The sequence below is a fragment of the Pseudomonas sp. FW305-20 genome (assembly GCF_058788075.1).
The window spans coordinates 1-26,989 of record NZ_JBYTAJ010000035.1; the positions used below are offsets into that span (position 1 = coordinate 1).

Genomic DNA, 26,989 nt, shown 5'->3' on the forward strand with positions numbered 1-26,989 from the left:
GCGTGGGAATGCCTCAACGGACGCTCCGCGTTCGGCTTTGGATGGGACGCAGAGCGTCCCGGGCTGCATTCCCACGCGGAGCGTGGGAACGATCAATGGAGGCGTTGGCCGAGGTTTTCGGCTTTAAGGATATCGAACAACGCCTGCGCCGCCGCCGACAGTTCCACCCCTGGCTTGGTCAGCACCCCGATCGCCCGCTCCACCACCGGGTCGCGCAAAGTGATGCACCGCGCTCCGAGTTCCAGCATCTGCCCGACACACAACGCCGGCACCGCACTCACCCCCAACCCGCTGGCGACCATCCGCCCCACCGTCGCCAACTGATGACTTTCAAACTCCACCGGCAATTTCATCCCGCGTGCCTGCAAGTGCTCTTCGAGCATCACCCGCACCGTCGATGGTCGCTGCAAGGTGATGAACGGTTCCTCGAGCAGGGTCTGCCAATCGATATCTTGCCGTTCGGCAAAAGGAGAATCCTTCGGCACCACGGCCACGAAACGGTCCATGTACAACGGCGTGAATGCCAGCGATGAACTCTGATTCGGTTCAAACGCCACTCCCAGTTCAACCTGCCGGTCACGCACCATCTCCAGCACCTGCTCGTTGATCACGTCATTCACCGTGACGTTGACCTTGGGGTATCGCGCCCGAAAGGTTTTCAGGATCGGCGGCAGCAGGTTGCCGGCAAACGAGGGCATCGCCGCCAGCGTCACGCGTCCGCGCTGGAGGGTGAAGCGTTGCCGCAGCTCATCCTCGGCGTTATCCCAGTCAGCGATCAGCCGACGTGCTAGCGGCACCAGTGATTCCCCCTCTGCTGTCAGCGCGACATTGCGCGTGGTGCGGGTGAACAGTCGCCCGCCCAACCCCTCCTCCAGCGCCTTGATGGTCAGGCTTAATGCCGATTGCGACAGGTGCAATCGCTCGCAGGCCACGGCAAAACTCAGACTCTGGGCCACGGCCAGGAATGCGCGGATCTGCTTGACTGTCATGTGCGAATTGCTCCAGTAATCAGGAGCACGGTTTACCCGCGATGGCTTCCTTGAAATTGCCATCGCGAGCAGGCTCGCTCCCACAAGGGTTATTGGTGAGTTTTATCTATCAATCAACCTTAAAAATCAACTTAACAAATGAATTCTGCAGCGCGACACTCCTACCCCAATACGGCTAGCCAGCCGCCCACAAAGAATAAAAGAGGTGCATATGGCAGGTTTCGACAAGCGCATGAGTTCCTACGAGGAAGCTCTGGCAGGTCTTGAAGACGGCATGACCGTGATCGCTGGCGGCTTCGGTCTGTGCGGGATTCCGGAAAACCTCATCGCCGAGATCAAGCGCAAAGGCACACGCGACCTCACCGTGGTTTCCAACAACTGCGGCGTCGACGGTTTCGGCCTCGGCGTGCTGCTGGAAGACCGGCAGATCCGCAAGGTGGTGGCGTCCTACGTCGGCGAGAACAAAATGTTCGAGGAGCAACTGCTCAGCGGTGCTATCGAAGTGGTCCTGACCCCCCAAGGCACCCTCGCCGAAAAAATGCGCGCAGGCGGTGCCGGCATCCCGGCGTTCTTCACTGCCACCGGCGTCGGCACTCCTGTTGCCGATGGCAAGGAAGTCCGCGAATTCCATGGCCGCAAGTACCTGATGGAAGAATCCATCACCGGTGACTTCGCCATCGTCAAAGGCTGGAAAGCCGACCATTTCGGCAACGTCATCTACCGCCACACCGCCCAGAACTTCAACCCGCTGGCCGCCACCGCGGGCAAGATTACCGTGGTCGAAGTCGAAGAAATCGTCGAACCCGGCGAGCTGGACCCGGCGCAGATCCACACCCCTGGCATCTACGTCGACCGGGTCATTTGCGGCACGTTCGAGAAGCGCATCGAACAGCGCACCGTGCGTAAGTGATCCCCTGCCCCCGGACCGAATGAAGGAATAACAACAATGGCACTTTCCCGCGAACAAATGGCTCAACGCGTCGCCCGCGAAATGCAGGACGGCTTCTACGTGAACCTGGGCATCGGCATTCCGACCCTGGTCGCCAACTACATCCCCGAAGGCATGGAAGTCATGCTGCAGTCGGAAAACGGCTTGCTGGGCATGGGTCCCTTTCCAACCGAAGACACCATCGATGCCGACATGATCAATGCCGGCAAACAAACGGTGACCGCGCGTATCGGCGCGTCGATCTTTTCCTCGGCCGAGTCCTTCGCGATGATCCGCGGTGGTCATGTCGACCTGACTGTACTCGGTGCGTTCGAAGTGGACGTGGAAGGCAACATCGCCTCGTGGATGATCCCCGGCAAACTGGTCAAGGGCATGGGCGGCGCCATGGACCTGGTGGCCGGCGCAGACAACATCATCGTCATCATGACCCACGCCTCCAAGGACGGTGAGTCCAAGCTGTTGTCCAAATGCAGCCTGCCGCTGACCGGTGCCGGGTGCATCAAGCGCGTGCTGACCGACCTGGCTTACCTGGAAATCGAAAACGGCGCGTTCATTCTCAAGGAACGTGCACCGGGCGTCAGCGTCGAGGAGATTGTCGCCAAGACCGCCGGTAAACTGATCGTGCCGGATCACGTTCCGGAAATGCAGTTCGCTGCCCAGTGAGGAATCATTCCATGCAAGAAGTCGTCATTGTCGCCGCCACCCGCACTGCCATCGGCAGTTTCCAGGGTGCCCTGGCCAACGTGTCCGCGGTTGATCTCGGTGCTGCGGTAATCCGTCAGCTGCTGGCGCAAACCGGCCTGGACGTTGCTGAAGTCGATGAAGTGATCATGGGCCAGGTGTTGACCGCCGGCGCCGGACAAAACCCTGCGCGCCAGTCCGCGATCAAGGCCGGCCTGCCGTTTACCGTGCCGGCGATGACCCTGAACAAGGTCTGCGGCTCGGGCCTCAAAGCATTGCACCTGGCTACTCAGGCAATTCGCTGCGGCGATGCCGACGTGATCATTGCCGGCGGCCAGGAAAACATGAGCCTGTCCAACTACGTCATGCCCGGTGCGCGCACTGGTCTGCGCATGGGTAACGCGAAAATCGTCGACACTATGATCAGCGACGGCCTGTGGGATGCGTTCAACGATTACCACATGGGCATCACCGCCGAGAACCTGGCTGACAAGTACAGCCTGACCCGCGAACAGCAAGATGCCTTCGCCGCGGCCTCGCAGCAGAAAGCCACGGCCGCCATCGAAGCAGGGCGATTTGCCGACGAGATCACGCCGATCCTGATTCCTCAGCGCAAGGGCGATCCGGTCGCCTTCCAGGTTGACGAACAACCACGGGCCGGCACCACCGCCGACTCCCTGGGCAAACTGAAACCGGCCTTCAAGAAGGACGGTTCGGTGACTGCCGGTAACGCCTCGTCCCTGAACGACGGTGCCGCCGCCGTGATCCTGATGAGCGCGGAAAAGGCCAAAGCCCTCGGCCTGCCCGTGCTGGCGAAAATCGCCGCTTACGCCAACGCGGGTGTAGACCCGGCGATCATGGGCATCGGCCCGGTCAGCGCGACTCGTCGCTGCCTGGACAAGGCCGGCTGGTCCATCGACCAACTGGACCTGATCGAAGCCAACGAAGCCTTCGCTGCGCAATCTCTGGCGGTGGCCAAGGACCTGGAATGGGACTTGAACAAGGTCAACGTCAACGGCGGCGCTATCGCCTTGGGCCACCCGATCGGTGCGTCGGGTTGCCGAGTGCTGGTGACGCTGCTGCATGAAATGATCAAGCGTGACGCCAAGAAAGGCCTCGCCACCCTGTGCATCGGTGGTGGTCAGGGCGTGGCACTGGCGATCGAACGGGCGTAAACGTTTTTTCGGTCACAAGGATCGTTCCCACGCTCTGCGTGGGAATGCCTCATCGGACGCTCTGCGTTCGGCTTTGGAAGTGACGCAGAGCGTCACGGGCTGCATTCCCACGCAGAGCGTGGGAACGATCAAACAGCGTTCAACAGATGGCGCGGGGACCCACGAATATCCGTTCGCCGTCTGGCAAAACACCCGGCGCGACTCACGTCGCACCGGGTTCTTTTTGTCTATCGTCAGGCGAATTTCACCAGGTTCAGCGCAGGCAAAGGACCGCCCGGAAACTGCACTAGTCGCGCCCCGACGCTCAATTCCCCAAGATCAATCCCGAAGAAGCCCAGCTGTTCGATCAGCGCTGCCACTTGTGCTTTCGCATCGGCATCATCACCCGAGAGAAACAGCACCCGTCGCCCGCCCTCCGCGGTCGGATCACTCTCCAGAAAATGCGCCTGAAGGTGATTGAACGCTTTCACCACCCGCGCACCGGGCACCCATTCGGCAAACACTTCGCTGGACGTCCGCCCCTGCAAATCCACCGCCTTGAACGATGGCGCCTCGATTGAGTTGTTGGCGTCGATGACAATCCGTCCGCCAAAATCCGGCAGGCCGGCGAGCGCGGTCGGCAGCTTCGACCAGTTCACCGCGACCAGCACGATGGCTTGCGCAGCGGCTTCCTCGCGGGTTCCGGCACGCGCCGTTGGCCCGAGTTCTGCCACCAGCGAGGCCAGGCTTTGCGGCCCACGGCTGTTGGCGATTACCACTTCAATGCCTTGACGCGACAGTGCTCTGGCAAAGGCTGCGCCGATTGCGCCGGCGCCGATGATTCCGATGGTGCTCATGGTTGTTCACTCCGTGGGTTGTCGTTGGAGTGAATACTGCGCTTGCCATTAGCGCTTGATTAGCGGGTAATGCCTTGAATGATCTTCAAGCATGACTATCAGGTGATGTCCATGGAAACCCTCGCCAACCTCGAATCCTTCGTCCGCAGTGCCGAGACCGGCAGTTTTTCCGCCGCCGCACGGGTGCTCGCCCTGACCCCTGCCGCTGTCAGCCGCAACGTGGCGATGCTCGAACGCAACATCGGCGTGCGGTTGTTCCAGCGCTCGACCCGCAAGCTGTCCCTGACCGAAGCCGGGGAACGCTTTCTGACGAGCATCGGCGGCAATCTGCAAGCGTTACAGACCGCCATCAGCGCGGTGAGCAGCGACCAAGGCGAGCCGGCGGGCGTGCTCAAGGTCAGTCTGGCGCCGACCTTTGGCATCGATCATGTGTTGCCGCTGCTGCCGGCGTTCCTGGCGCGCTACCCATTGATTCGCCCGGAATGGCACTTCGAAAACCGCCCTGTGGATCTGATTGCCGAAGGGTATGACGCGGCCATTGGCGGCGGTTTCGAGTTAATGCCAGGGGTGGTGTCGCGGACGTTGGCGGCGGCGCATGTGGTGGCAGTCGCCTCTCCCGCCTACCTTGCAGGACGCAGCCTGCCCGAGAGTCCGGCAGACCTGTGCGGACACACCGGCATTGTGATGCGCGGCACCCGCACCGGACGGATTCGCCAATGGCTGATGCACGATGGCGCGGGCAACGAAGCACCGGCCAATCTCAACGAACACATTGTGCTCAACGACCCGGCCGCCATGCGCCAAGCGGCGATCCTCGGCCTGGGCGTGACACTGCTGGTGTTGCCGGATGTGCTGGCGAATATCCAGCGGGGCGAACTGGTGCGCCTGCTGCCCGACTGGCACGCCGACGCGGGACCGATTTCGCTGTATTACCCGAGCCGGACGTTAATGCCGGCCAAGACCCGGGTGTTCATCGATTTTATCGTTGAGGCGCTTAAGCACGACTGATCGTTCCCACGCTCTGCGTGGGAATGCAGCCCGGGACGCTCCGCGTCCCTGCCGAAGCGGACGCGGGGCGTCCATTGAGGCATTCCCACGCGGCGCGTGGGAACGATCAAGCATTGAAGCCCTGATATTTGTATACAAAATCACGACATCTATAGAGCAATCGCTCCCACGCAATGCTAACGTTGCCGCCTCACTCAGGTCGGAGGTACGTGCGTGCTGCTACTCAAACTGCTGGTCATCCCAGGGTTTCTCTTGCTGATTTCCCTGGCCGGTAAACGCTGGGGACCAAGTGTCGCCGGTTGGTTGTCGGGGTTGCCGGTGGTGGTCGGGCCGATTCTGTTCTTTCTCGCCATCGAGCAGGGCCAGGTGTTCGCCGCTCAATCGGCGACGGCAGCGCTGTCGGCGATGTTCGCGATGATTGCCTTTTGCGTGACCTACGCTCAGGTTGCACAACGCGCGAAATGGCCGTGGGCGCTGGTGATTTCGCTGTTAGTCTGGGCCACGGTGGCCGTTGTGCTGTCGTTGATTCCGCCGTCGCTGGTGTTCTCGGTGATCGCCGCCGCGACCGCTCTGCTGGCGGCGCCATATCTGTTTCCCTCGGTACAGCCGATCATTTCTGGCCCGGCGCCGAAGTCCGACAAATTGCTGTTGCGCATGATTGCCGGTGCCCTGCTCACCCTCGCCGTCACGTTGCTGGCCAGCACCGTCGGCGAACGCTGGAGCGGTCTGCTCGCAGTGTTCCCGGTGCTGGGCAGCGTGATGGCGGTGTTCTCCCAGCAAACCCGCGGCCCCGCGTTTACCGCGGCATTGTTGCGGGCCACCGCAACCGGGATGTATTCGTTCGCCGCGTTTTGCCTGGTGTTGGCGCTGACGTTGCCGAAGTTTGGTTGGTGGGGATTCGCGATGGGAGTGGTGGTTTCATTGGGGATGTTGCTGGTGACGAAGAGACTGCTAATGAGTTCAAAAGACAGTTCGACCGTATCGAAAAACTTGCAGAAGGCCAACACGTAACACCATGGTCTTAAAGAGAACTCTCTAGCCGCAGAATCAGGCGTAACACCGCTGTCCCCCTGCTACAGGGCTGAGGGCTGCCAGAAAGTGGATTCCATGGGATGATTGCGCCGAACGCGCGACCATCCCTGGAGTTTCTGAATGTCATTGTTGAGTAAAAAAGCCGTTGTGCTGTTGTTGACGGCGGTTGCCAGTCTGGGAGCGCTGAATGCGCAGGCCGCCAAGGCCACTGCCAGCGATACCGCGCCAGCACAGAAAGTCTCGATGCTCGGCGGCAAGTTCAAGTTCACCCTGCCCAAAGGCTTCGTCGCCAACCCGTTGCCTGCCGGCGACGCGGCCACCGGCACCGGCACCGGCGGGGCAACGGGCACCATGTACACCAATCAGGCGACTAAAACTGTCGTGATCGCCGCTGAAAACACCATCCCCGGCGGCCTCAACGTCAAAGACAACGACGGTCAGTTCCTCGACTCCGTGGCGTCTGACTTCGCCACCCAACAAGCCACGGCGCTGCCGGACTTCACCAAGCTCAGCGAAAAGAGCCTGACCCAGAAAGGCACGGGCCTGGGACTGCGACAGATCGACAGCACCGCCACCCAGGGCGGCGGCAAAACCCTCGACACTACGCTGATGGCCGCCTCCAACACGCGCATGGCGATCGTTCAGGTGATTTCCCGCCTCAGTGACAATGCTGGCCACGAGACGCTGGTCAAACAGATCGTCAGCGGCAAGTAAGCGTCAGGGATTGAGACGCTGCAACCAGGCGCTCAAGTCCTGCATTTCGGTGGCACTGATGCTATGACCAACGCCGGGGTAGGCATGAAATTCAGGCTTGAGTGACAGGCTCTGCAACAGGCTGTCAGCGTCCGTGCCGTCCTTGTAGGGAAGGAGTGTGTCGGCGGTGCCATGACCAATGAAAATCGCCAGCTGCTGGCGTTTTTCATCGGGTTTCAACCCGGACTTGAGCACTGGCAGAATCCGCCCGCTCAACGCCGCGATCCCGCCCACCGCCTCAGGATGACGCAGGGCCACCTCGTAGGACATCATCGCGCCCTGGCTGAAACCCACCAGGAATACCTTATTAGGTTCGGTGTGATACTTCTTCGCCGCCTGTGCGACAAAATCCAGCAACACTGCGCCGCTGGCCTTCAAATCATCTGTCTCGCCGTCATAGGCGCCATCACCTTTCTGGCGAAACCACTGATAACGGCCCTCCTCTATCACCATCGGTGCGCGTACCGACAGGTAGTTGTATGACGCGGGCAGTTCATCCTTGATGTCGAACAGGTCTTCTTCGTTACTGCCAAAACCGTGGAGGAAAATCACCAGGGGCTGATGGCGCGATTCGGGGCTGGCCTGCTCCAGGTACTTGAGCGGCAGATCGGTTTGCAGCGGGGTTTGAGCGTGGACGGCGGTGGACGCCAGGAGTGTCAGCAGAGCGAGAAACTTCAACATAAACCTTCCTTCACAAGTGCAGGATTCGGGGCAGAGCCTAACACCTCTTTTGGCCTTTGATCGTTCCCACGCTCTGCGTGGGAATGCAGCCCGGGACGCTCTGCGTCCCAGAAGCCGAACGCGGAGCGTCCGTTGTGGCATTCCCACGCAGAGCATGGGAACGATCAGTGAGGATCTTCAATCGTTGACGAGTTTCCCGACCCGAATCGGCTCGCGCCCCGCCACCTTCGCCTGCCAGGTCCCCGGTTGCGTATAGCGCCCACGGTCAATCGCAAACAACACCCCACTGGTCCCGGCGCAAACAGTGGTGACCCGATCGTTCAATGGATCGACCACTTCGAACAGCGCATCCCCTTTTTCCACCCACTCACCCGAGTCGCGCAGAAAACTGACGACCCCATGATGCGGCGCGAACAGGTATTGGGTGCCTTCGAACGGCATGCCTTCACAGCATTCGCTCGGGGCCGCAGGCCAAGTGCCTTTGATGAAACCCTGCTCGGCGAGGAAGCCGAGAATCGCCTCGCAATTGGCTTGGGCCTGATCGACGCGGGTATCACCCATGCTGCCCAGTTCCAGCGTTGTCGCCAGGTTGGCCGGCGGTATCGCGGCCTCTGGGAAAGCCCTGGCCAGGCGCAACCACGGGGTTGAACACGACTCATCGAATGAACTGCCGCCGGAGTCTTCGCAGAGCAACGCCACCCCGGCCTTCAAACGCGCCGCCAGGGATTGCCACTGCGGCCAGTGTTGCGGCAAGGCGTACAGATGAATCGCCGCGTCGAAATCACAATGCAGATCGAGGGTGATGTCGGCCTCACAGGCGTGGCGCAACAGCAAACGGTGCATGGCTTCAAGCTGCGAGGCCGGTGCCGGCAAATCGTCGAGTACCTGGCCCATGGTTTGGCGAATCAGCGCAATGTTGGCCGCCGCGTCACTGCCCAAGCGATCACCGATTAACTCGGCCACCGGTGCGCTGAGTTCGACGAAGGAGCGGTTGAAGTTCTTGCCGCTGCCCAGCTCGAAGCGGCCCATGTGGCTGCCTTGCAGGTGTTGATCGAGGCCGATGGGATTGGCCACCGGGACCAGTTCGATCACGCCCTGCAACTGGCCCTGGGTTTCGAGTTCGGCCAGACGCTTTTTCAGTTCCCACGCCGTGCGCATGCCCGGCAGTTCATCCGCGTGCAGGCTGGCCTGGATGTAGACCTTGCGAGTGCCCGCGCCATAACGAAACACGCTGAGGGTGCGTTCGGTGCCCAAGTGACTCCAGGGCAGTGAATGGTCGATGCGTTGCATGGAAACTCCTGAATATCTGAACGGCGAAAATCACCTGTAGGAGCGAGCCTGCTCGCGAAAGCAGTGTGTCAGGCAAAAGACTTACCACTGAAAAACCGCTTTCGCGAGGCTCACTCCCACAGGGATCTCATTTCAACAGAGAAAGAGCATAAAAAAAGTGGCAACCGCGTCAACGGTTGCCACTTTTTTGAACGGCGTGATTAATGGCCGTAAACGTCAAAGTCGAAGTACTTGTCTTGCACTTGCTTGTACTTGCCGTTGGCGCGGATTTCGTTAATGGCAGTGTTGAATTTCTCAGCCAAAGCGGTATCGCCCTTGCGCACGGCAATACCGGCGCCGCCGCCGAAGTACTTGGCGTCTTCGTAGGTCGGGCCGACGAAAGCGAAGCCTTTGCCGGCGTCGGTTTTCAGGAAACCGTCGTCCAGGTTGACCGAGTCGGCCAGCATCGCATCGAGACGACCGGCGACCATGTCCAGGTTGGCTTCCTGCTGGGAGCCGTAGCGAACCAGGTTGATCCCGGCCGGCACCAGCACTTCAGTGGCGAAGCGATCGTGGGTACTGGCGCGCAGCACACCGACTTTCTTGCCTTTGAGTTCGGTCAGCGGATCCTTGATGTCGGTGCCTTCCTTCATCACGAAGCGCGCCGGGGTGTGGTAGTACTTGATGGTGAAGTCGACGTTCTTTTTGCGATCGTCGGTGATGGTCATGGACGACAGGATCGCGTCGATTTTCTTGACCTTCAGCGCTGGGATCAGACCGTCGAACTCTTGCTCGACCCAGGTGCATTTCACTTTCATCTGCTCACACAACGCGTCGCCAATGTCCACGTCGAAACCAGTGAGTTTGCCGTCAGCGGTTTTCATCGAGAATGGCGGGTAACCGGCTTCGATACCGAGGCGGATCGGCTTGGCGTCTTCGGCCACAGCCGTCAGGGACAACATCGACAGTGCCAGGGCACCGAACATCACTAGCTTCTTCATTTATAACTCCTGTGTGCGGAGGCTTTTATTGGCAGCTTTCGATTGGCATTCGGTGGCGGGTTCCGATTGGAAAGCACCGAAGTGGCCGGCAGTCTAGAGCGGCTTCAGGAGGGTCAATTGTGTTTAAGCGACAAATACTTATAGAAAAGCAGCCGAGGGATACGAGTCCCTTGAAGCGTGCGCCAAGCCGGTGCAAAGACTGTAGGACAAGTCCTTTTTTCAGACAAAACCTACAAGTAAAAACTACAAGAGAGCCCTTATGCCCACGTTGAACCTGATCCAGCACCACCCTGCCGAAGGACCCGGCGCCATTGCCACGTGGGCCACGTCCCGAGGTTTGACCTTGAACGTGTTTCGCGCCGACCTCGGCCAATTGCCGCCAGTGGATGCAGCGCCGGTGATTCTACTGGGCGGGCCTTATGAGTCCAACGCCGGGCCGGCCTGGCTGGAAGCTGAACGCCAGTGGTTGGCGGGCAGCCTGGACCAAGGCGCGGCGGTGTTTGCGATTTGTCTGGGGGCGCAGTTACTGGCGCTGAGTCTGGGCGGGAATGTGCGGCGGATGAATCGATGGGAGACCGGTTGGACGCCCGTGACCTTTGTCGATGGCCAGACGTTACAAGTGCTCGAATGGCACGAAGACGCCATCGACCTGCCGCCAAACGCGCAGTTGCTGGTCAGCAGTGATCAGTGCGAGCAGCAGATGTTTTGCGTCGGGCCGACGCGGGTGGGTTTGCAGTTTCATCCGGAATGGACGGCTGAATCGGTGGCAACGCTCAATGAACACTTTGGCGACGAGTCACCGCTACCTTGGGGTCAACAGGACAGCGCCGCCTATGCAACCGTGTTCGAATGGTTGCAGGCGACGCTTGATGGGTGGTGGTCGGCACAGGTTTAAAGAAGCAAGATCAACAGATCGCAGCCTCGTTTCACTCGACAGCTCCTACAGGTCTACGCGATTGCCTGTAGGAGCTGTCGAGTGAAAACGAGGCTGCGATCTTTTCGACTACATCAACATTCGCAACCGATCACGCTGCTGGCAGGCCGTTGCACAGCAACGCTCAACTCAAACCCTTCATCCAGCCACCCGGTCACCCCGCCGATCATTTCCTTGACCGGGTACCCCAGCGCCGCCAGTTTCACCGCAGCCTTGTTGGCACCGTTGCAGTGGGGCCCGGCGCAATACACCACGAACAGGCTGGTTTTCGGGTAGGCCGCCAGGCTTGCAGCGTTCAGCAGTCGCCCCGGAATATTGATCGCTCCCGGCACATGGCCACGCTCGAACGCGAGCGGGCCGCGCACGTCTATCAAGACAAAATCCACTTCGCCGGCCTGTTGGCTGCCGTGAACGTCGGAACAGTCGGTTTCGAAGGTCAGACGGTTACTGAAATGCATCAGGGCGATGGCCGATGGGGCGGCGGGAATCTCTCGGACCAGGCTGGTCATGGGCTGTACTCCAAAGTCTCGGTGGGTGTGAGAAGACTTTATCCGCCCGACGCTTGCGGCTACAGTGGCGCACAAGACACCCACCGGGAACTTTCCGCCAAATGCAGCCCACCCCTGGATTGGTCGCGATTCTGGCCTACGACGGCCTCTGCACATTCGAGTTCGGCATCGCCGTGGAGATCTTCGGCCTGGCCCGTCCGGAGTTCGACTTCCCTTGGTACGAGCACCGGATCGCCGCCGTCGATCAGGGGCCGATGCGCGCCATGGGCGGAATACAAGTGCTGGCCGATGGCGGCATGGAGCTGCTCGAAGATGCCCGGACCATCATCATTCCCGGCTGGCGTGACCGCAGCGCCCCGGTGCCTGAGGCATTGATCGCGGCCCTGCGCCAAGCCCATGCGCGGGGTGCGCGGCTGCTGTCGATCTGCTCGGGTGTGTTCGTGCTGGCGGCCACCGGTTTGCTCGACGGTCACGGCGCCACTACGCACTGGCGCTACACCGCTGAATTGGCCGAGCGGTTTCCGAACATTCTGGTGGACCCGGACGTGCTCTATGTCGATTCAGGTCAACTGATCACCTCGGCCGGCAGCGCTGCCGGCATCGATGCCTGCCTGCATTTGGTGGCGCGGGACTTCGGTACGCAAGTGGCCAACTCGGTGGCGCGGCGGCTGGTGATGTCGCCGCAACGCACCGGCGGCCAGGCGCAGTTCATTCCGACACCGGTCAGTCCTACGCCGCGTAGCGATTTGTCGCGCGTCATGCAGTGGGCACGCGAGCGTTTGCATGAACCGCTGGAGGTGCGCGAGCTGGCGAGTGAAGCGGCGATGAGTGAACGGACGTTTCTGCGCCGCTTCACTGAAGCCACCGGCATGCCGCCCAAGGCCTGGTTGCAGCATGAGCGCCTGGGCCGGGCTCGCGAGCTGCTTGAAAGCACGAGCCAGAACACCGACCAGATTGCCCAGCACTGCGGTTATCGCTCGGTGGAGAGTTTTCGGGTGGCGTTTCGCAGCGTGGTAGGCGTGCCGCCGTCGGTGTATCGGGAGCGGTTTGGGCGGGAGTCAAAGGCGATTTTTTGAGGTGTTTTTTAGGGCCTCATCGCGAGCAGGCTCGCTCCCACAGTTGACCGAGTTGTCTGGACGGACGCGGTCTAATGTGGGAGTGAGCCTGCTCGCGATGAGGCCAGCCCAGACAACAATTTTCTCAAGGCTTGCGCAACAGATAGGTATCCATAATCCACCCATTCTCCAACCGGGCCGCCTTGCGCACTCGCTCGATCTCATCCGCCACATCCTTGAGCTTGCCGCTGATCAAAATCTCATCCGGCGTGCCCAAGTAAGCCCCCCAATAAATCTCTGTCTCCTGATCCGCCACCTGATGGTAGGAATCTTCTGCATCGAGCATCACCACCAGGCTGTCGGCATCACTCACCTGCCCCGCCGCCAGCCGTCGGCCAGTGGTGATTTCAATTGAGCGGCCAATGCGGTTCAGCGGCACTTTATGTTGCGCCGCCAGCGCCTGGACACTGGTGATGCCGGGGATCACTTCAAATTCGAAGACGCACCGGCCCGAGGCCAGAATCGCCTGCAAGATCCGGATGGTGCTGTCGTACAACGCCGGATCGCCCCACACCAGAAAACCGCCGCACTGCTCGTCAGTCATTTCCTCGCTGATCAACCGTTCGAACGTCCGCTGTTTAGCCAGATTGAGATCTTCCACGCTGGCCTTGTAGTCCACATCACCGCGTTCGCGCTCCGGGCTGTGGGCTTCGACGAAGCGGTAGTCGCGATCGGTGATGTAGCGTTCGCAGATCTCTCGGCGCAGGTCGATCAGCTTGTCCTTGCTCTGCCCCTTGTCCATGAGGAAAAACACGTCGACGAGGTTCAGCGCTTTCACGGCTTGCATGGTGATGTAGTCGGGGTTGCCGGCGCCGATGCCGATGACCAGAAGTTTTTTCATCAATAGGCTCCTTCAGGTTCAGTGCCCAACAAACGTAAACGCCAACGGCCGTTGAACCGCAACTCGATGGCCGACAGCGGTTCAACGTCGATCAGGTTGAACGCTGTGCCGTGCAGCACCTGCGTCAGCGCGGCGCGAATAACAAACGGATGGGTGATGGCAACGATGTGTCCCGGTGTGGCCTCCAGGGTTTTCAGCCACGCGGCCACCCGCCCTGCGAGTTGCGCCACCGACTCGCCGCCATGGGGCGCCGAATTCGGATCATCGAGCCAGGTCTGCAGCGCTTCGGCTGCGTTTTTTTGCAGATCGTCGATCCGCACGCCTTGCCAGCGCCCGAAATCGCAATCCCTCAATGCCTCGACAATTTCCACGGCGCTGCCGAACAGCTCGGCGGTTTGCCGGGTTCGCAGTTCAGGTCCACATACTAGTCGCGGCGTCCCCTTGAACTGAGCACGACGCGATCCCCTTGCCGATTGCCAATCCATTTCTATTGGCTCATTCGTAGGAAAACACGCCAATTTTTGTGCGACGGTTCGAGCGTGGCACATCAAAGTCAAACGGGTTGCCTGCACGAAGGATCACTCTGTCGATGGAATGGAAAACGGCAACACGCCGCAAACAATTGGCCAATTGTGCCGCAAGAAGCGCGATCCAGGGCGTTTCGTTTGATCGGGCAAACACAGGTTTCAACCCACACCCGCCTGAAAAAATCAGCGATATCCGACACCACTATGGGCGATGGCCTACAAGCTCTGTCGACTTCCATGTAGCCCACAGCCCACGGGGTTTTCGCCCATTTTTCTAACGTTAAAAATCCATTGAAAAATTCACTAGACATGTTGAGTCCGCTACATAAATACTGTTTTAGCAATTTATGAAATGAAACCGACATATCCATCCAGCAGGAGCCCGGATGCCTTCTCTCAGAGACCTGATCACCGATCCCGGCCTGGACCTTACGCCGTCGGAACGCAAAGTGATCCGTGCCTTGCTGGACCAGTACCCGCGTAACGGACTGGGCCCGATGTCACGTTTGGCCGAACATGCCGGTGTCAGCGATCCCACCATCGTGCGACTGGTCAAAAAACTGGGTTTCAGCGGTTATGCCGATTTCCAGGATGCCCTGCTCAGCGACATGGACCACCGCCTCCGTTCTCCCAGCACCCTGTTGCAACCCCGTGCTCATCTTCAGAAAGGCGACGCCTGGAGCCAATATCTGGCGCACAGCCATCGAGCGCTGGTGGACACCCATGCGCTGACCCAACCCGAAGATGTGCGAATTCTGCTGGAATGGCTGCTCGACACCCGCCATCAGGTGCATTGCTTCGGCGGGCGCTTCAGCAGTTTCCTCGCCAGTTATTTACTCAATCACTTGCGCTTGCTGCGTCCGGGCTGTTTCGCCCTGGAAGACAACGCGCAACTGCCCGACCGTTTGTTCGACGTGCAGCGCCAGGACGTGGTGCTGGTGTTCGACTATCGCCGCTACCAGTCACAAGCCCTGCGCGTGGCCAATGCGGCGAAAAGTCGCTATGCACGCGTGGTGTTGTTCACTGACATCTATGCTTCACCGTTGCGGGAAATGGCCGACCTGATCATCAGTGCGCCAGTGGAATCGGTGTCGGCCTTCGACACCCTGGTTCCGGCGCTGGCCCAGGTCGAGGCGCTGATCGCCTGCCTGACCCTGCGCAGTCCGGACCTGGCCGATCGCCTGGAAGGCATCGACGCCCTGCGGACCGACTTCGACACCCACCTGCTGGAGGAAAAATAAGGATGTTCAAGCTCCCCCACCACTCACCTCGGGATTTGCCCTTCGTCACCGATCACACCGCGCTGTTACTGGTGGACATGCAACGCGCCTGGCTTGAGCCGCAGTTCGACCCGCACCTCAACGGGCCGGACGCCGAATACTTCTTGACCCGCACCCACATGCAGGTGGTGCCCAATCAACGCCGGCTGCTCAGCGCTTTTCGCAGCGCCCGGCAAAACGTGCTGCACACGATCATCGAAAGCCTCACCGCCGATGGCCGCGACCGCTCGCTGGACCACAAGCTCTCGGACATGCACTTGCCCAAGGGCAGCCCGCCAGCACGGATCATCGACGACCTGACCCCGGCAGAAAACGAAATCGTGCTGCCCAAGACCTCGTCCGGGGTCTTCAATTCCACCAACATCGACTACGTGCTGCGCAACCTCGGGACGCGGCACCTGATCATCGCCGGCATCGTCACCGACCAATGCGTGGACATGGCCGTGCGCGATGCCGCCGACCGCGGTTATCTGGTGACGCTGGTGGAAGATGCCTGCGCGACTTATACGCCCGCGCGGCATCAGGCCTGCCTGAATGCAATCAGGGGTTACTGCTGGATTACCGACACCCAGACCGTGCTCGGCCGGTTGCAGGAGATGCAGCCATGAGCGAGCGCCTGCTGCCACTGCCCATGACCACCCTCGTCACCACCGACCTGATCGGCGTCACGCGTGGACGCTCCTTTCCCACGGACGAACTCGAGCGCTATCTAAAGATGGGGTGTGGCTGGGTGCCGGCCAACAGTGCGCTGACCCCGCAAGACATCATCGCCTACGCCAACCCGTGGGGCGCTTATGGTGATTTGCGACTGATGCCCGATCTGCTCAGTCGAGTGACGGTCGACAACGGCCCGGATGCCAGTGCCCCGGCACTGGATTTCATGCACAGCGACATTTGCGAAACCGATGGCCGCCCGTGGGGAGCCTGCCCGCGTACGTTGTTGCGCAACGAGGTGGAGCGTTATCGCGCCGAATTGGGCTTGCAAATCAATGCAGCGTTTGAGCATGAATTCAACTTGAACACCGGCGACGTTGAACACCTGGCGTTTTCCCTGCAAGCCCAGCGTCAGGGGGCCGAGTTTGGCGGTTGGCTGCTCGGCGCCCTGCGGGCCGGTGGCGTCGAGCCGGAAATGTTCCTGCCCGAGTATGGCAAGCATCAATACGAAATCACTTGCCGCCCGACCCTTGGGGTGGCCGCTGCCGATCGCGCGGTGAACGTGCGTGAAATCACTCGCGAGATCGCCCGGCAAATGGGCCTGGCGTTGAGCTTCGCGCCCAAGACCTCGGAGCATGCGGTGTGCAACGGCGTGCACCTGCACGTCAGCCTGCTGGATCTGGCTGGTCAGCCGGTGATGTATGACGCCGGCACCACCAATGGCTTGTCGACTCTCGGCCAGCACTGGGCCGCCGGCATCCTGCATTACCTGCCCGCACTCTGTGCGTTTACCGCGCCGACGCCGGTATCCTACGAGCGTTTGCAGCCCCACCACTGGAGCGCATCCTACGCGTGCCTCGGGCAACGCAACCGTGAAGCGGCGCTGCGAATCTGCCCGACGACAAGCCTGGGCGGCAAATCGGTGGCGTCGCAATACAACCTGGAATTTCGCGCCATGGACGCCACGTCCTCGCCGCACCTGGCCATGGCTGCGCTGCTGATTGCCGGCCGGTTGGGCATCGAACAACGCCTGGCCTTGAACGCAATCACCAATGAAGTCCCCGACGCACTGAACGAAGAACAACGCCAGGCGCGCGGCATCGTCGCCCTGCCCGCGTCCCTTGCCCAGGCCCTGGATTGCCTGCGCAACAGCGAGGCACTGATCGAGGCCCTGCCGAGCGCGTTGCTGGAAACCTACTTCGCCCTGAAAACCGAGGAACTGACCCTGACGGAACAGCTGTCGCCCGCCGAACGCTGTGAGCACTATGCGCGCCTGTACTGAATCTGCTGAGTTCGGTCTTTACACCGGGCCCGCGTACACCCTGAGTCGGGAAGACTCCGATCACCCGTTGATTCTGGTGTGCGAGCACGCCAGCCGTTTTATTCCCGCCGGGTTGAATGACCTGGGCTTGAGTCACGAGGCGGCCCGCGAGCACATCGCCTGGGACATCGGCGCCCTGGCGCTGGCCGAGGGTTTGTCCCGCGCATTGGGCGCAACCCTGTTGGCGGCCAATTATTCACGGCTGCTGGTGGACCTCAACCGCCCGTTGCAAGCCCCGGACAGCATTCCGGTACAGAGCGAAATTTTTCAGGTGCCGGGCAACCGGGGCCTGGACGAAGCCACCCGCGAGTACCGTCGGCAATCCTTGTTCGAGCCGTTTCATTCGCGTCTGACTGACTTGATCGACGAGCGTGTCGCTCAAGGACGAACGGTGCGGGTGGTGGGAATTCACAGTTTCACACCGGTCTATCATGACCAGCCCCGTGCGCTGGAAGTCGGCGTGTTGTTTGGCAAGAGCATGGAATATGCCCAGCGTTTGATCGATGGCCTGGGCCGGCATCCATTGAAGGTTGCCGGTAATGAACCGTACAAAATCAACCCGCTGGGCGACATGACCGTGCCGGTCCATGGCGATGCACGAGGGCTGGAATCGGTATTGATCGAGGTGCGCAACGACCTGCTGCGCACGCCTGAGAATGTCCGTCGTTTTACCGAATACCTGGCGCCACTGTTGTAAAGCAACCGCTTCAAACTCGCAGCTTGCAGCTGCTTTCATCCCAAGGAGAAAGGCTTCATGGAAATAGAAGAATTCGGCTACAAGCAAGAGTTGAAGCGCAGCCTGTCGCTGACCGACCTGGTGGTGTACGGGATGATCTTCATGATCCCCATCGCACCGTTTGGCGTGTATGGCTACGTCAACGCCGAGGCGCCAGGGCTGGTACCGCTGGCGTACATCATCGGCATGGTGGCGATGCTCTTCACGGCCCTGAGTTACGGCAGCATGGCACGGGCCTTTCCGATTGCCGGTTCGGTTTATTCCTACGCGCAACGGGGCCTGAACCCGCACGCAGGGTTTATCGCCGGCTGGCTGATGCTCCTCGATTACCTGCTGATTCCGCCGCTGCTGTATGTGTACGCGGCCATGGCCCTGAACCATTTGTACCCGGACATTCCGAAGGTCGGTTTCATCCTGGCCTTCCTGGTCAGCGCGACCTTCGTTAACTTGCGCGGCATCACCTTCACCGCGCGAATGAACATCATCTTTCTGCTGGCGCAACTGGTGGTGCTGGGGATCTTCCTGTTCTACGCCTGGAACGCACTGCACAGCGGCGGCGGTAACGGTCAGCTGACACTGGCGCCGTTGTACAACCCCGAGACATTCAACTTCGCCCTGCTGATGCAAGCGGTGTCGATTGCGGTGCTGTCGTTCCTCGGTTTCGATGCGATTTCCACCCTCGCCGAAGAGATCAAGGGTGACCCGGGCCGCAGCGTCGGCAAGGCCGCGTTGATCACGCTGGTGGTCATGGGCGTGATCTTCGTTGTGCAGACCTGGATTGCGACCGATCTGGCGGCCGGCATGGGTTTCAAAACGGCTGACACGGCTTTTTATGAAATCGCTGAACTCGCGGCCGGCAGCTGGCTGGCTACCCTGACCGCCGTGGCGACCGCACTGGCCTGGGGCGTTGCGGTGGCAATCACCTCCCAAGCGGCAGTGTCTCGTCTGCTGTTCGGCATGGCCCGGGACGGCAAGTTGCCAAAGGTTCTGGCCAAGATTCATCCCAAACACAACACGCCGTACGTGAGCATCTACCTGGTGGCCGTGCTGTCGCTGCTGATCTGCTACCTGTTCATCAACTCGGTGGACACCCTTACCTCGCTGGTGAATTTCGGCGCACTGAGCGGTTTCATGTTGCTGCACCTGACGGTCATCAACTACTACTGGCGCCGGCAGAAATCCGGCCAGGTCATCCGTCACCTGATCTGCCCGGTGATCGGCTTCATCATCGTCGCGGCGATCATGTACAACATGGGCGTCGATGCGCAGAAACTCGGCCTGATCTGGATTGCCCTGGGCCTGGTCTACCTGTTTGTACTCAACAAACTGGGCAGACGTGCAGCACTGCCCGACCCAAGCAACGGCTGACAAGAAAAAGAGCGGCGTCTGACAAAAATTCAGGCGACCGCCGATTGAACGCGTGGAAACCGACAGTGATAGTCAGGTTCGGTGTCAACCGCTGAACCCTTTGATACAGGAGTGCATCCATGCTGGTCTTACGTCCAGTCGAGTTAACCGACCTGCCCCAGTTGCAGCAACTGGCGCGCGACAGTCTGGTAGGCGTTACGTCCTTGCCGGACGACACCGAATGCCTGCGCGAGAAGATTCTCGACTCCTGCGCCTCGTTTGAAAAAGACGTTGAGAGTCACGGCCCGGAGAACTATTTCTTCGTGCTGGAAGATTTGACCCGAGAGCGCTTGGTGGGCTGCTCGGAGATCCTGGCCACCGCCGGTTTCAGCGAGCCGTTCTACAGCCTGCGCAACCGGCATTTCACCAGCGCCTCGCGGGAGCTGAACATCGAGCACGGCGTGCCCGCGTTGTCGTTGTGCCACGACCTCAGCGGCCATACCTTGCTGCGCGGTTTTCATATTGACGCAGCGCTGGTGCGCACACGGTTCTCTGAACTGCTGTCCCGGGCGCGGCTATTGTTCATCGCCGCCCACGCGCGACGCTTTTCCGAAGCCGTCATCACCGAGATCGTCGGCTTCAGCAGCGATGACGGGCACTCGCCGTTCTGGGATGCGGTGGGCAAGCACTTTTTCGACCTGCCCTACGTCGAGGCCGAGCGACTTTGCGGCCTGGAAAGCCGTACTTTCCTCGCCGAACTGATGCCGCAATACCCGATCTACGTGCCAATGCTGCCCCAGGCGGCGCAGGACTGCATCGGCCGCATCCACCCCGATGGCCAGGAGGCTTTCGATATCCTCGAGCGCGAAGGCTTCGAGACCAACAGCTACATCGACCTGTTCGACGGCGGTCCGACGTTGTATGCGCGCACTCCCGGCATCCGCTCCATCGCCCAGAGCCAGACCGGCACGGTGAAACCGGGTGCGTCCATCGATGCCCGGGGCAGCTATCTGGTGAGCAACGATTCGCTGAAGGACTACCGCGCCATCGTCGCCGATCTGGACTACCAGGCCGGGCAACCTGTGAGGTTGAGCGGCGAAATGTGCGCCGCCCTGAACGTGACCGAAGGCAGCCCGATCCGGCTGATCGCCCTGTGAGCATCACCCGGCCCCGCGCCCAACGACAGCGCCCGAGCGGGCGTGCAGAAGGAGTTGCATCATGATTGTCCGCCCGGTTCGCGTCACCGACCTGCCCGCCTTGCTCAACCTGGTACACCAGGCCGGCCCCGGCTTCACTACCCTGCCGGCCAACGAGGAACGCCTGTCCCACCGGGTACGCTGGGCTCAACGAACCTTCGCCGAACAGGTCGAACGCGCCGATGCTGATTACCTCTTCGTGCTCGAAGACGACGACCAGCAATTGGTGGGTGTCAGCGCCCTGGTCGGCGCCGTAGGCCTGCGCGAGCCCTGGTACAACTACCGCGTCGGGCTCACGGTCAGTTCGTCACCAGACCTGGGTATCCGGCGTCAGATTCCGACGTTGTTCCTGAACAATGAAATGACCGGCCAATCGGAGATTTGCTCGCTGTTTCTACGTCCTGATCAACGCCAGGGCAGTAACGGTCGATTGTTGTCGTTGGGGCGGCTGTTGTTTGTGGCCGAGTTTCCGCACCTGTTCGGCGACAAACTCATTGCCGAACTGCGTGGCAGCGCCGACGAACAAGGTTGTTCGCCATTCTGGGACAGCCTGGGCCGGCACTTCTTCAAGATGGATTTCAGCCACGCCGATCACTTGTCGGGGCTGGGCAGCAAGTCGTTCATCGCTGAACTGATGCCACGCCAACCGCTTTACACCTGCCTGCTCACCGAACAGGCCCAGGCCGTGATCGGCAAGGCGCACCCGAACACCGAACCGGCCCTGAAAATCCTCACCGCCGAAGGTTTTGCCCATAAGGGTTACATCGACATCTTTGACGCGGGCCCGGTGATCGAAGCCCCGGTCTCGAATATCCGCACCGTGCGCGACAGCCAACCGCTGGTGCTGGCCATCGGCACACCCGACGAGCAGGCCCCGGTGTGGCTGATCCATAACCGTCGCCTGGAAAACTGCCGCATCACCGCCGCCCAGGCCAGACTGGTGGGCAACAGCCTGATCGTCGACCGCCTCACCGCCAAACGCCTGCAACTGCAACCCGGCAATTCGGTGCGCGCCGTGCCACTGCTTAATCAACAACAGCAGCAGTCAGTGGCGGCGTGACCGACGCAGGTCCATTCGCCTCTGAAAATCGTCATCATCCTTTCCCCGCCCGCGTGATAGCCTTTTGTTCCTTCGGCGTTGACACTTTTGCTCAAGCCTTTCCATGCCCTTTGCAGTGGTGGAACTCATATGTCCAGGCTTTCTCATCAAGATTTACGCCGTAACTTTCGCGAGCTTTTCGCCTCCAGCGCCTGCTATCACACCGCCTCGGTCTTCGACCCGATGTCGGCCCGCATTGCCGCTGACCTGGGTTTTGAGGTAGGGATCCTGGGCGGTTCAGTCGCATCGTTACAGGTACTGGGCGCGCCTGACTTTGCCTTGATCACCCTCAGCGAATTCGCCGAGCAGGCCACTCGCATTGGCCGCGTCGCCCAACTGCCGGTGATCGCCGACGCCGACCACGGCTACGGCAACGCGCTCAACGTCATGCGCACCATCGTCGAACTCGAGCGCGCCGGCGTCGCCGCCCTGACCATCGAAGACACCTTGCTGCCCGCCCAGTTCGGCCGCAAGTCCACCGACCTGATCGGGGTGGCGGAAGGCGTCGGCAAGATTCGTGCAGCACTGGAAGCCCGGGTCGACTCGGAAATGGCAATCATCGCCCGCACCAACGCCGGCATCCTGCCGGTACAGGAAGTCATCAGCCGTACCTGTCATTACCAGCAGGCCGGTGCGGACGGGATTTGCATGGTGGGCGTGCGGGACTTCGACCATCTCGAACAAATCGCCGAGCACCTGAGCGTGCCGCTGATGCTGGTCACCTACGGCAACCCGTTGCTGCGCGACGACAAACGCCTGGCCGAACTCGGCGTGCGGGTCACCATCGATGGTCACGGCGCCTACTTCGCCGCGATCAAGGCCACGTATGACAGCCTGCGGGAACAGCGGCAGATCTTTAATCAGGCGTCGGACCTGAATGCGACAGAGTTGACTCATACCTATACGCAGCCTGAGGAATACATCCGTTGGGCGGAAGAGTTTATGAGCGTTAAGGAATGATTCCTCTCTGATTTCGGCTCCTGAAGCGACTTGTAATTCGGCCGGTAGACGCAATGTCACCGGCGGGATTGCAAGATCTTGAGCCGAATGGCTGTCATCTGCCGCCCCAAAATACACACTTAAAAACAAACACCAATATTTAATAACAACTCCCAAGTTGATATTAAATATCGTCCTCTATAATCTCCAAACCGTTAAATAACAAAAAATATTTAACCCAGACAGCAACAAACTCAAAGCAATATCGCTACTTATACGACAAGCGCTTTATCCTCACTCAACCCCTATCAAAGGAAACCTTATGAAAACCACTACCAGCAACTGGGAAAACTCCCCGCTATTGCGCGCCGAAGCCAAAGTCATCACCACACCGACAAAATCCACTCACGAGTCCAACTGCCCTGGTTGGGACGGGCTTCGATTTAACGTAGGCAACATTCACGAAATCAAGAAATACCGTAACGTATCTGCCCAGGATTAAGACCTTATAACGATTTACCGGGGTCGCACCCAGCCAGATGTTCGTACCTGCCTGGAAGCACCATCCCCCATTTGTTAAACCGACGTCAGTGGCCACACCATTCAGCCACTGACGTCTCTTAACAACTGATGGGCTTGATGAGTTAAAAGCAACTACCCTAACAATAATAGACTGAACGATTCCATTTGCTAAAACATCTGTTCCGCCTCATTAGAAACCATAAAAAGCCAAGCAGAATTCTTCATGATAAAAACGTTGCTCGACCCTAACCTTACACCTTCACAACTTATCACCAGCATCAAGACACTGGACATGAGTGTCGAAGTAAAAAATCTCGCAGACCAGCTACCCGAACAAACAGCACACACTTTAGATTCATCTCGCCGTGCTGAAATCATGAAACTGACGAACATCCATACCGGAACATTGACATTACATTGTAATAAAAATGGCAATATCAGCCTCAAGGCACCTGATAACGCACCGGCGTCCGAGCAACTTTATTCCGTACCCGGCAACAGTGTTTTATTTGCGATCAACGCAGAATCGTTTTGCATTCAACTTTACGCGCTCGAAGAAGATCATCTGACTCGCGCAGAGCTGGTCATCGTAGATGCCAGTAACCCGTTGTTCATCGACGGCACGAAGGTCCTGTTCGATAGCAACCCGACTGGATACGGGCATCCGGCATTTATCGGCAGCATCAACCTGCCAGACAGAAGCGCAGACATCAGTGTTTTCGACCGTGTTTCATTGAACAAAATCGCCTGGTTCCCTCATGACGATAGCGCCGCACGGTACCTGGTGAGCCTTGAGCTGCTTGAAGCCGCACAGGATCCCGGGGCATTCAGAGTGGCCGAAGAATTGATCTATCACTACCACCCCGCTGTCGCCTGGAAGGCATTTCAGGTAATACAGCAAACGGATCCGCGGGCCGCATTGCATTACGCACCGCTGTTGAGAAATCTGCAAAACAGCCGCCTGAATCTTTTACTCGACCAGAGTGAAGCGGCATGAAACTAAAGACTTTCGTTGAGCGTATGACGACTTACGATCTGGAGCGAGACAAGCCAAAGATCGTGGAAGATCTGCGTCAACTGGCAACAAACCGTACGTTGCTGAGCGAGCACCTTTACACCACTATTCAACAAGCGGGTTTCAGTACCAAAAACAGTCTATACGGCGCTTATGCATTTGTACTGCACTACAACGATCTGTTTACTGTCCGATTGGGTTTTTGGTCTCCGGTCACGTCAAAAGATGAAAGTGAAACGTTCATCTATGACCTGAACCACACCCATGACTTCGAACTCTATGCCGTGGGTTACGGCGGTGACGGCTACACAACCGTCTCGCGAAAGATACTGGATCAAACTCCGTTACAAGCCGGAAGAAGGCCCGTACTCGGTGAAGAGCGAGTACTTAAACTTGCACCCGGGGAAGTTCTGCACATGCTTCCACTACAGGAAGTGCACAAACAGCTTCCACCGAAAAGTATGTCCGCATCGTTGAGTTTGCTTATTCATCCTCAGCAATCGGTTAAAACCGAAGAAGCCTGGTGCTTCGACGAAAACTACGTACCGACTTACCCCGGTATCGCCATGCAGGAAACAGCGCTCTATGAAAATACGCTGTCACTGCTTGAACGAGGATAGTTACTGACTACCCTCCAAATTTAAAAAAGGAATGAATATGAACAAACCACTGAACAACTGGAATGAAACTTCGCTTCTGCGCGCCGGGACTGCCGTAATCAATACGCCAGTCAAGACAACAATGGAAGTTCCGTGCGCCGATTTCATGCCTCGTTATAACGTGGGCAATATCCACGAAATCAAGAAATTCTGGAGCTTGCCAGCCAAAGACTGATATCGCTCTCGTTAAGTGCACTACCAAGGCTGCCGACCCACAAGGTCGGCAGCCTTTTCTTTGATCGTTCCCACGCTCTGCGTGGGAATGCAGCCCGGGACGCTACGCGTCCCATCCAAAGCCGAATGCAAAGCGTCCGTTGAGGCATTCCCACGCGGGAGCGTGGGAACGATCACGTTTCACACCGAATCAAGTAATGGGTGATGTGGTGCGCCATCGCTGCAACAAATGACGCGGTTGCGACCGGTGGCCTTGGCTTCATAGAGCGCCTGGTCGGCGTCGTTGAGCCACAGGGTCGCGTCAGTGTGTGCCGGGTTGAAGGCGGCAAGGCCGATGCTCAGGCTGACTCTCAGCGCCGGGCTCTGCTCATAGCCCAAGGTGGCGAAGCGATCACGCAGGGCATCCATGGCGGCCGCCGCGCTCGTGAGCGGAAGGTCCGGGAGGATCACGCAGAATTCGTCGCCGCCGTAGCGCCCGGCAACATCCGCCGCGCGCAGGTTCTGCTTGAGCATTTTGCTCAACTGACGCAGCACGATATCCCCGGCAACGTGGCCGTAGGTGTCGTTGATGGTTTTGAAATGGTCGATGTCGATCAGCGCAATCGCCCCGCCCTGCTGCTGACGTTTGCAACGCTGGAATTCGATTTCCAGTTGATCCTTCCAGGCGCCGTGATTCAACAGGCCGGTGAGGCTGTCGGTGCGGCTCAGTGCCAGCAATTCACGCTTTTGTCGACCGAGGGTGTGGGCCTGGCGGAAGCAGATCCAGCCCAATGCCAGCGGGTACAAACACATCAAGGGCAAACAGGCATACATCTGCAGTTGGCTGGTCTGTGGGACAAAGGTGGGGGAGAAAACCAGCAGTCCGACGCCCATCCCGAGAACTTGCGCCACGGTTCCCGCCAACAGGAAACGCAAACCGCCAATGGCCACATTGTTCATTGCCATCATGGCCAGGGTGGTCGCGGCGGGCAGCGGATTGAAGTGCATGGCTGCGACCCAAAAACCACCGAGAAAGGCATCCACCAGCAGGTTGCGGTGTTCGGCGTGATAAGGCACTGGCGCGCGGCGCGCCCATTGATAAGCCACGTGCGGCCAGAGTACGGCATTGAGCAGCATCGTCACCCAGACCCACGGTGCAGGGTTGAGTGGATACATCGCCGCGCTCACAAGCAACAGCCCCAAGGCTAAACCCAGGATTCGCGATGTATAGAGCCTCCTGGCCAGTGAAAGTCCTTTTCCTCCCGTTTTTCCCATAGAGGCCTCTGCGCCACTGAACGGAGCCTGAAACACAAGGGTTTCAAGTCTGGTGAGAGTCTATCAGGGAAGCGGCAAATAGCCATCACCGGCGGGCGGCCTGAATACCAAGGCATAGCCATGAGGCGGGCGCCCAATGTTTGGCACCAGCCTGCCCGACTTCCCCAACCTGTTTATCGTCATCGGCCCCAACACAGGCATCGGTCATACCTCGGTGCTGTTCATCATCGAGTCTCAGATGAACTACATTCTTGATTGCATCCGTACGTTAAAAGAACAGGGTTTGCGCAGCATCGAAGTACGCTCCGAAGCAGAACGTACCTACACTGAAATGATCCACCGGGAAATGGAACGCACGGTATGGAAGTCCGGGGGCTGCACAGTTGGTATCAAAGCAAGAGCGGTCATGTGATTGCGATGTTTCCGGGGTTCAGTTTCAGCTATCACCGGTTGACCAGAGCGCTGAAACCCGCCGATCACATTCTGTCCTGAT

General features: G+C 59.3%; 29 protein-coding genes and 1 pseudogene. 21 read left to right on the top strand and 9 right to left on the bottom strand.

Annotation, left to right across the window (positions count from 1 at the left end; genetic code table 11):
- Window positions 1–92: 92 nt before the first annotated feature.
- Window positions 93–989, bottom strand: a complete 897-nt coding sequence (locus AC3WP4_RS23625; protein ID WP_074875604.1) for a LysR family transcriptional regulator — start codon at window positions 987–989, stop codon at window positions 93–95.
- Window positions 990–1,200: 211 nt separating this feature from the next.
- Between AC3WP4_RS23625 and AC3WP4_RS23630 the strand changes: the two genes are divergently transcribed.
- The 3 genes from AC3WP4_RS23630 to AC3WP4_RS23640 are packed head-to-tail and all read left to right on the top strand — an operon-like array spanning window position 1,201 to window position 3,794.
- Window positions 1,201–1,899: a CoA transferase subunit A gene (locus tag AC3WP4_RS23630; protein WP_102615160.1), complete on the top strand. Its 699-nt coding sequence runs from the start codon at window positions 1,201–1,203 to the stop codon at window positions 1,897–1,899.
- Window positions 1,900–1,935: 36 nt separating this feature from the next.
- Window positions 1,936–2,601, top strand: coding sequence for a CoA transferase subunit B (locus AC3WP4_RS23635; protein ID WP_074875601.1), 666 nt, complete (start codon window positions 1,936–1,938; stop codon window positions 2,599–2,601).
- An 11-nt stretch (window positions 2,602–2,612) separates the two neighbouring features.
- Window positions 2,613–3,794, top strand: coding sequence for an acetyl-CoA C-acetyltransferase (locus AC3WP4_RS23640; protein ID WP_102615161.1), 1,182 nt, complete (start codon window positions 2,613–2,615; stop codon window positions 3,792–3,794).
- A gap of 233 nt (window positions 3,795–4,027) precedes the next feature.
- Here the strand turns inward: AC3WP4_RS23640 and AC3WP4_RS23645 are convergent, their stop codons facing one another.
- Window positions 4,028–4,630 (bottom strand): NADPH-dependent F420 reductase, encoded by a 603-nt coding sequence (locus AC3WP4_RS23645; protein WP_074875597.1) that lies wholly within the window; start codon window positions 4,628–4,630, stop codon window positions 4,028–4,030.
- Between the two features lie 111 nt (window positions 4,631–4,741).
- Between AC3WP4_RS23645 and AC3WP4_RS23650 the strand changes: the two genes are divergently transcribed.
- The 3 genes from AC3WP4_RS23650 (at window position 4,742) to AC3WP4_RS23660 (ending at window position 7,384) form a co-directional block, all read left to right on the top strand.
- Window positions 4,742–5,638, top strand: coding sequence for a LysR family transcriptional regulator (locus AC3WP4_RS23650; RefSeq protein ID WP_074880615.1), 897 nt, complete (start codon window positions 4,742–4,744; stop codon window positions 5,636–5,638).
- Window positions 5,639–5,851: 213 nt separating this feature from the next.
- A complete protein-coding gene (locus AC3WP4_RS23655) occupies window positions 5,852–6,649 on the top strand; it encodes a hypothetical protein (protein ID WP_074875595.1) in 798 nt (265 codons plus the stop codon).
- 141 nt (window positions 6,650–6,790) lie between these two features.
- The gene (locus AC3WP4_RS23660) at window positions 6,791–7,384 is read left to right on the top strand and encodes a DcrB/PsbP domain-containing protein (protein WP_102615163.1); all 594 of its coding nucleotides are present in this window, start codon (window positions 6,791–6,793) and stop codon (window positions 7,382–7,384) included.
- 3 nt (window positions 7,385–7,387) lie between these two features.
- Here the strand turns inward: AC3WP4_RS23660 and AC3WP4_RS23665 are convergent, their stop codons facing one another.
- From AC3WP4_RS23665 to AC3WP4_RS23675, 3 genes are all read right to left on the bottom strand, one after another.
- A complete protein-coding gene (locus tag AC3WP4_RS23665) occupies window positions 7,388–8,104 on the bottom strand; it encodes an alpha/beta hydrolase (RefSeq protein ID WP_102615164.1) in 717 nt (238 codons plus the stop codon).
- Between the two features lie 177 nt (window positions 8,105–8,281).
- Window positions 8,282–9,394: a succinylglutamate desuccinylase/aspartoacylase family protein gene (locus AC3WP4_RS23670; protein ID WP_102615165.1), complete on the bottom strand. Its 1,113-nt coding sequence runs from the start codon at window positions 9,392–9,394 to the stop codon at window positions 8,282–8,284.
- A gap of 200 nt (window positions 9,395–9,594) precedes the next feature.
- Complete coding sequence (locus AC3WP4_RS23675) at window positions 9,595–10,374, bottom strand: ABC transporter substrate-binding protein (RefSeq protein ID WP_074875587.1); 780 nt, start codon at window positions 10,372–10,374, stop codon at window positions 9,595–9,597.
- Between the two features lie 259 nt (window positions 10,375–10,633).
- On the opposite strand from AC3WP4_RS23675, the gene AC3WP4_RS23680 reads away from it, so the two are divergent.
- Window positions 10,634–11,269, top strand: a complete 636-nt coding sequence (locus AC3WP4_RS23680) for a type 1 glutamine amidotransferase (RefSeq protein WP_102615166.1) — start codon at window positions 10,634–10,636, stop codon at window positions 11,267–11,269.
- A gap of 113 nt (window positions 11,270–11,382) precedes the next feature.
- Here AC3WP4_RS23680 and AC3WP4_RS23685 read toward each other — a convergent pair whose 3' ends face one another.
- Window positions 11,383–11,817, bottom strand: coding sequence for a rhodanese-like domain-containing protein (locus AC3WP4_RS23685; protein ID WP_074875583.1), 435 nt, complete (start codon window positions 11,815–11,817; stop codon window positions 11,383–11,385).
- Between the two features lie 101 nt (window positions 11,818–11,918).
- Here AC3WP4_RS23685 and ftrA point away from each other — a divergent pair, with 101 nt between their 5' ends.
- Entirely contained in the window at window positions 11,919–12,893 is a 975-nt protein-coding gene (ftrA, locus tag AC3WP4_RS23690) for a transcriptional regulator FtrA (protein WP_102615167.1), read from the top strand.
- Between the two features lie 124 nt (window positions 12,894–13,017).
- Here the strand turns inward: ftrA and cobF are convergent, their stop codons facing one another.
- Together cobF and AC3WP4_RS23700 are read right to left on the bottom strand one after the other, a co-directional pair.
- Window positions 13,018–13,773, bottom strand: a complete 756-nt coding sequence (gene cobF, locus AC3WP4_RS23695) for a precorrin-6A synthase (deacetylating) (protein ID WP_074875580.1) — start codon at window positions 13,771–13,773, stop codon at window positions 13,018–13,020.
- A complete protein-coding gene (locus tag AC3WP4_RS23700; protein WP_102615168.1) occupies window positions 13,773–14,345 on the bottom strand; it encodes a histidine phosphatase family protein in 573 nt (190 codons plus the stop codon). Before AC3WP4_RS23700 ends, cobF begins: the two co-directional genes overlap by 1 nt.
- A 341-nt stretch (window positions 14,346–14,686) precedes the next feature.
- Between AC3WP4_RS23700 and AC3WP4_RS23705 the strand changes: the two genes are divergently transcribed.
- The 12 genes from AC3WP4_RS23705 to AC3WP4_RS23760 all read left to right on the top strand — a co-directional run bounded on the left by AC3WP4_RS23705 (window position 14,687) and on the right by AC3WP4_RS23760 (window position 25,243).
- A complete protein-coding gene (locus AC3WP4_RS23705; protein ID WP_074875576.1) occupies window positions 14,687–15,541 on the top strand; it encodes a MurR/RpiR family transcriptional regulator in 855 nt (284 codons plus the stop codon).
- A 2-nt stretch (window positions 15,542–15,543) separates the two neighbouring features.
- Entirely contained in the window at window positions 15,544–16,188 is a 645-nt protein-coding gene (locus AC3WP4_RS23710) for a cysteine hydrolase family protein (protein ID WP_074875574.1), read from the top strand.
- Window positions 16,185–17,516: a glutamine synthetase family protein gene (locus tag AC3WP4_RS23715; protein WP_074875572.1), complete on the top strand. Its 1,332-nt coding sequence runs from the start codon at window positions 16,185–16,187 to the stop codon at window positions 17,514–17,516. The genes AC3WP4_RS23710 and AC3WP4_RS23715 overlap by 4 nt, the downstream gene beginning before the upstream one ends.
- A complete protein-coding gene (locus AC3WP4_RS23720) occupies window positions 17,500–18,252 on the top strand; it encodes an N-formylglutamate amidohydrolase (RefSeq protein WP_102615169.1) in 753 nt (250 codons plus the stop codon). Before AC3WP4_RS23715 ends, AC3WP4_RS23720 begins: the two co-directional genes overlap by 17 nt.
- Before the next feature lie 57 nt (window positions 18,253–18,309).
- On the top strand, window positions 18,310–19,659 hold the full coding sequence (locus tag AC3WP4_RS23725; protein ID WP_102615170.1) for an APC family permease: 1,350 nt from the start codon (window positions 18,310–18,312) through the stop codon (window positions 19,657–19,659).
- A gap of 119 nt (window positions 19,660–19,778) precedes the next feature.
- Window positions 19,779–20,795: an arginine N-succinyltransferase gene (locus AC3WP4_RS23730; RefSeq protein WP_102615171.1), complete on the top strand. Its 1,017-nt coding sequence runs from the start codon at window positions 19,779–19,781 to the stop codon at window positions 20,793–20,795.
- 61 nt (window positions 20,796–20,856) lie between these two features.
- On the top strand, window positions 20,857–21,894 hold the full coding sequence (gene astA, locus AC3WP4_RS23735) for an arginine N-succinyltransferase (RefSeq protein ID WP_102615172.1): 1,038 nt from the start codon (window positions 20,857–20,859) through the stop codon (window positions 21,892–21,894).
- 129 nt (window positions 21,895–22,023) lie between these two features.
- Window positions 22,024–22,893 carry an isocitrate lyase/PEP mutase family protein gene (locus AC3WP4_RS23740; protein WP_074875562.1) on the top strand — a complete coding sequence of 290 codons (870 nt, stop codon included), beginning with the start codon at window positions 22,024–22,026 and terminating at the stop codon, window positions 22,891–22,893.
- 301 nt (window positions 22,894–23,194) lie between these two features.
- Window positions 23,195–23,374: a hypothetical protein gene (locus AC3WP4_RS23745; protein ID WP_074875560.1), complete on the top strand. Its 180-nt coding sequence runs from the start codon at window positions 23,195–23,197 to the stop codon at window positions 23,372–23,374.
- A gap of 312 nt (window positions 23,375–23,686) precedes the next feature.
- Window positions 23,687–24,391: a hypothetical protein gene (locus tag AC3WP4_RS23750; RefSeq protein WP_309475448.1), complete on the top strand. Its 705-nt coding sequence runs from the start codon at window positions 23,687–23,689 to the stop codon at window positions 24,389–24,391.
- Window positions 24,388–25,029: a transposase gene (locus AC3WP4_RS23755; protein ID WP_074875556.1), complete on the top strand. Its 642-nt coding sequence runs from the start codon at window positions 24,388–24,390 to the stop codon at window positions 25,027–25,029. The genes AC3WP4_RS23750 and AC3WP4_RS23755 overlap by 4 nt, the downstream gene beginning before the upstream one ends.
- Before the next feature lie 37 nt (window positions 25,030–25,066).
- A complete protein-coding gene (locus tag AC3WP4_RS23760) occupies window positions 25,067–25,243 on the top strand; it encodes a hypothetical protein (protein ID WP_162842856.1) in 177 nt (58 codons plus the stop codon).
- 179 nt (window positions 25,244–25,422) lie between these two features.
- Here the strand turns inward: AC3WP4_RS23760 and AC3WP4_RS23765 are convergent, their stop codons facing one another.
- Window positions 25,423–26,496: a diguanylate cyclase gene (locus tag AC3WP4_RS23765; protein WP_102615174.1), complete on the bottom strand. Its 1,074-nt coding sequence runs from the start codon at window positions 26,494–26,496 to the stop codon at window positions 25,423–25,425.
- A gap of 130 nt (window positions 26,497–26,626) precedes the next feature.
- Between AC3WP4_RS23765 and AC3WP4_RS23770 the strand changes: the two are divergent.
- Window positions 26,627–26,988 (top strand): annotated as a pseudogene (locus tag AC3WP4_RS23770) (flavin-containing monooxygenase); the annotation flags it as partial.
- Window position 26,989 lies beyond the last annotated feature (1 nt).

Coding starts and splice junctions, on each gene's coding strand:
- AC3WP4_RS23685 (WP_074875583.1), bottom strand. CDS start 11,817: ATGACCAGCCTGGTCCGAGAGATTCCCGCCGCCCCATCGGCCATCGCC.
- ftrA (WP_102615167.1), top strand. CDS start 11,919: ATGCAGCCCACCCCTGGATTGGTCGCGATTCTGGCCTACGACGGCCTC.
- AC3WP4_RS23730 (WP_102615171.1), top strand. CDS start 19,779: ATGCTGGTCTTACGTCCAGTCGAGTTAACCGACCTGCCCCAGTTGCAG.
- AC3WP4_RS23640 (WP_102615161.1), top strand. CDS start 2,613: ATGCAAGAAGTCGTCATTGTCGCCGCCACCCGCACTGCCATCGGCAGT.
- AC3WP4_RS23715 (WP_074875572.1), top strand. CDS start 16,185: ATGAGCGAGCGCCTGCTGCCACTGCCCATGACCACCCTCGTCACCACC.
- AC3WP4_RS23680 (WP_102615166.1), top strand. CDS start 10,634: ATGCCCACGTTGAACCTGATCCAGCACCACCCTGCCGAAGGACCCGGC.
- AC3WP4_RS23645 (WP_074875597.1), bottom strand. CDS start 4,630: ATGAGCACCATCGGAATCATCGGCGCCGGCGCAATCGGCGCAGCCTTT.
- AC3WP4_RS23675 (WP_074875587.1), bottom strand. CDS start 10,374: ATGAAGAAGCTAGTGATGTTCGGTGCCCTGGCACTGTCGATGTTGTCC.
- AC3WP4_RS23670 (WP_102615165.1), bottom strand. CDS start 9,394: ATGCAACGCATCGACCATTCACTGCCCTGGAGTCACTTGGGCACCGAA.
- AC3WP4_RS23725 (WP_102615170.1), top strand. CDS start 18,310: ATGGAAATAGAAGAATTCGGCTACAAGCAAGAGTTGAAGCGCAGCCTG.
- AC3WP4_RS23705 (WP_074875576.1), top strand. CDS start 14,687: ATGCCTTCTCTCAGAGACCTGATCACCGATCCCGGCCTGGACCTTACG.
- AC3WP4_RS23665 (WP_102615164.1), bottom strand. CDS start 8,104: ATGTTGAAGTTTCTCGCTCTGCTGACACTCCTGGCGTCCACCGCCGTC.
- AC3WP4_RS23760 (WP_162842856.1), top strand. CDS start 25,067: ATGAACAAACCACTGAACAACTGGAATGAAACTTCGCTTCTGCGCGCC.
- cobF (WP_074875580.1), bottom strand. CDS start 13,773: ATGAAAAAACTTCTGGTCATCGGCATCGGCGCCGGCAACCCCGACTAC.
- AC3WP4_RS23710 (WP_074875574.1), top strand. CDS start 15,544: ATGTTCAAGCTCCCCCACCACTCACCTCGGGATTTGCCCTTCGTCACC.
- AC3WP4_RS23755 (WP_074875556.1), top strand. CDS start 24,388: ATGAAACTAAAGACTTTCGTTGAGCGTATGACGACTTACGATCTGGAG.
- AC3WP4_RS23625 (WP_074875604.1), bottom strand. CDS start 989: ATGACAGTCAAGCAGATCCGCGCATTCCTGGCCGTGGCCCAGAGTCTG.
- AC3WP4_RS23765 (WP_102615174.1), bottom strand. CDS start 26,496: ATGGGAAAAACGGGAGGAAAAGGACTTTCACTGGCCAGGAGGCTCTAT.
- AC3WP4_RS23740 (WP_074875562.1), top strand. CDS start 22,024: ATGTCCAGGCTTTCTCATCAAGATTTACGCCGTAACTTTCGCGAGCTT.
- astA (WP_102615172.1), top strand. CDS start 20,857: ATGATTGTCCGCCCGGTTCGCGTCACCGACCTGCCCGCCTTGCTCAAC.
- AC3WP4_RS23635 (WP_074875601.1), top strand. CDS start 1,936: ATGGCACTTTCCCGCGAACAAATGGCTCAACGCGTCGCCCGCGAAATG.
- AC3WP4_RS23650 (WP_074880615.1), top strand. CDS start 4,742: ATGGAAACCCTCGCCAACCTCGAATCCTTCGTCCGCAGTGCCGAGACC.
- AC3WP4_RS23750 (WP_309475448.1), top strand. CDS start 23,687: ATGAGTGTCGAAGTAAAAAATCTCGCAGACCAGCTACCCGAACAAACA.
- AC3WP4_RS23720 (WP_102615169.1), top strand. CDS start 17,500: ATGCGCGCCTGTACTGAATCTGCTGAGTTCGGTCTTTACACCGGGCCC.
- AC3WP4_RS23745 (WP_074875560.1), top strand. CDS start 23,195: ATGAAAACCACTACCAGCAACTGGGAAAACTCCCCGCTATTGCGCGCC.
- AC3WP4_RS23660 (WP_102615163.1), top strand. CDS start 6,791: ATGTCATTGTTGAGTAAAAAAGCCGTTGTGCTGTTGTTGACGGCGGTT.
- AC3WP4_RS23630 (WP_102615160.1), top strand. CDS start 1,201: ATGGCAGGTTTCGACAAGCGCATGAGTTCCTACGAGGAAGCTCTGGCA.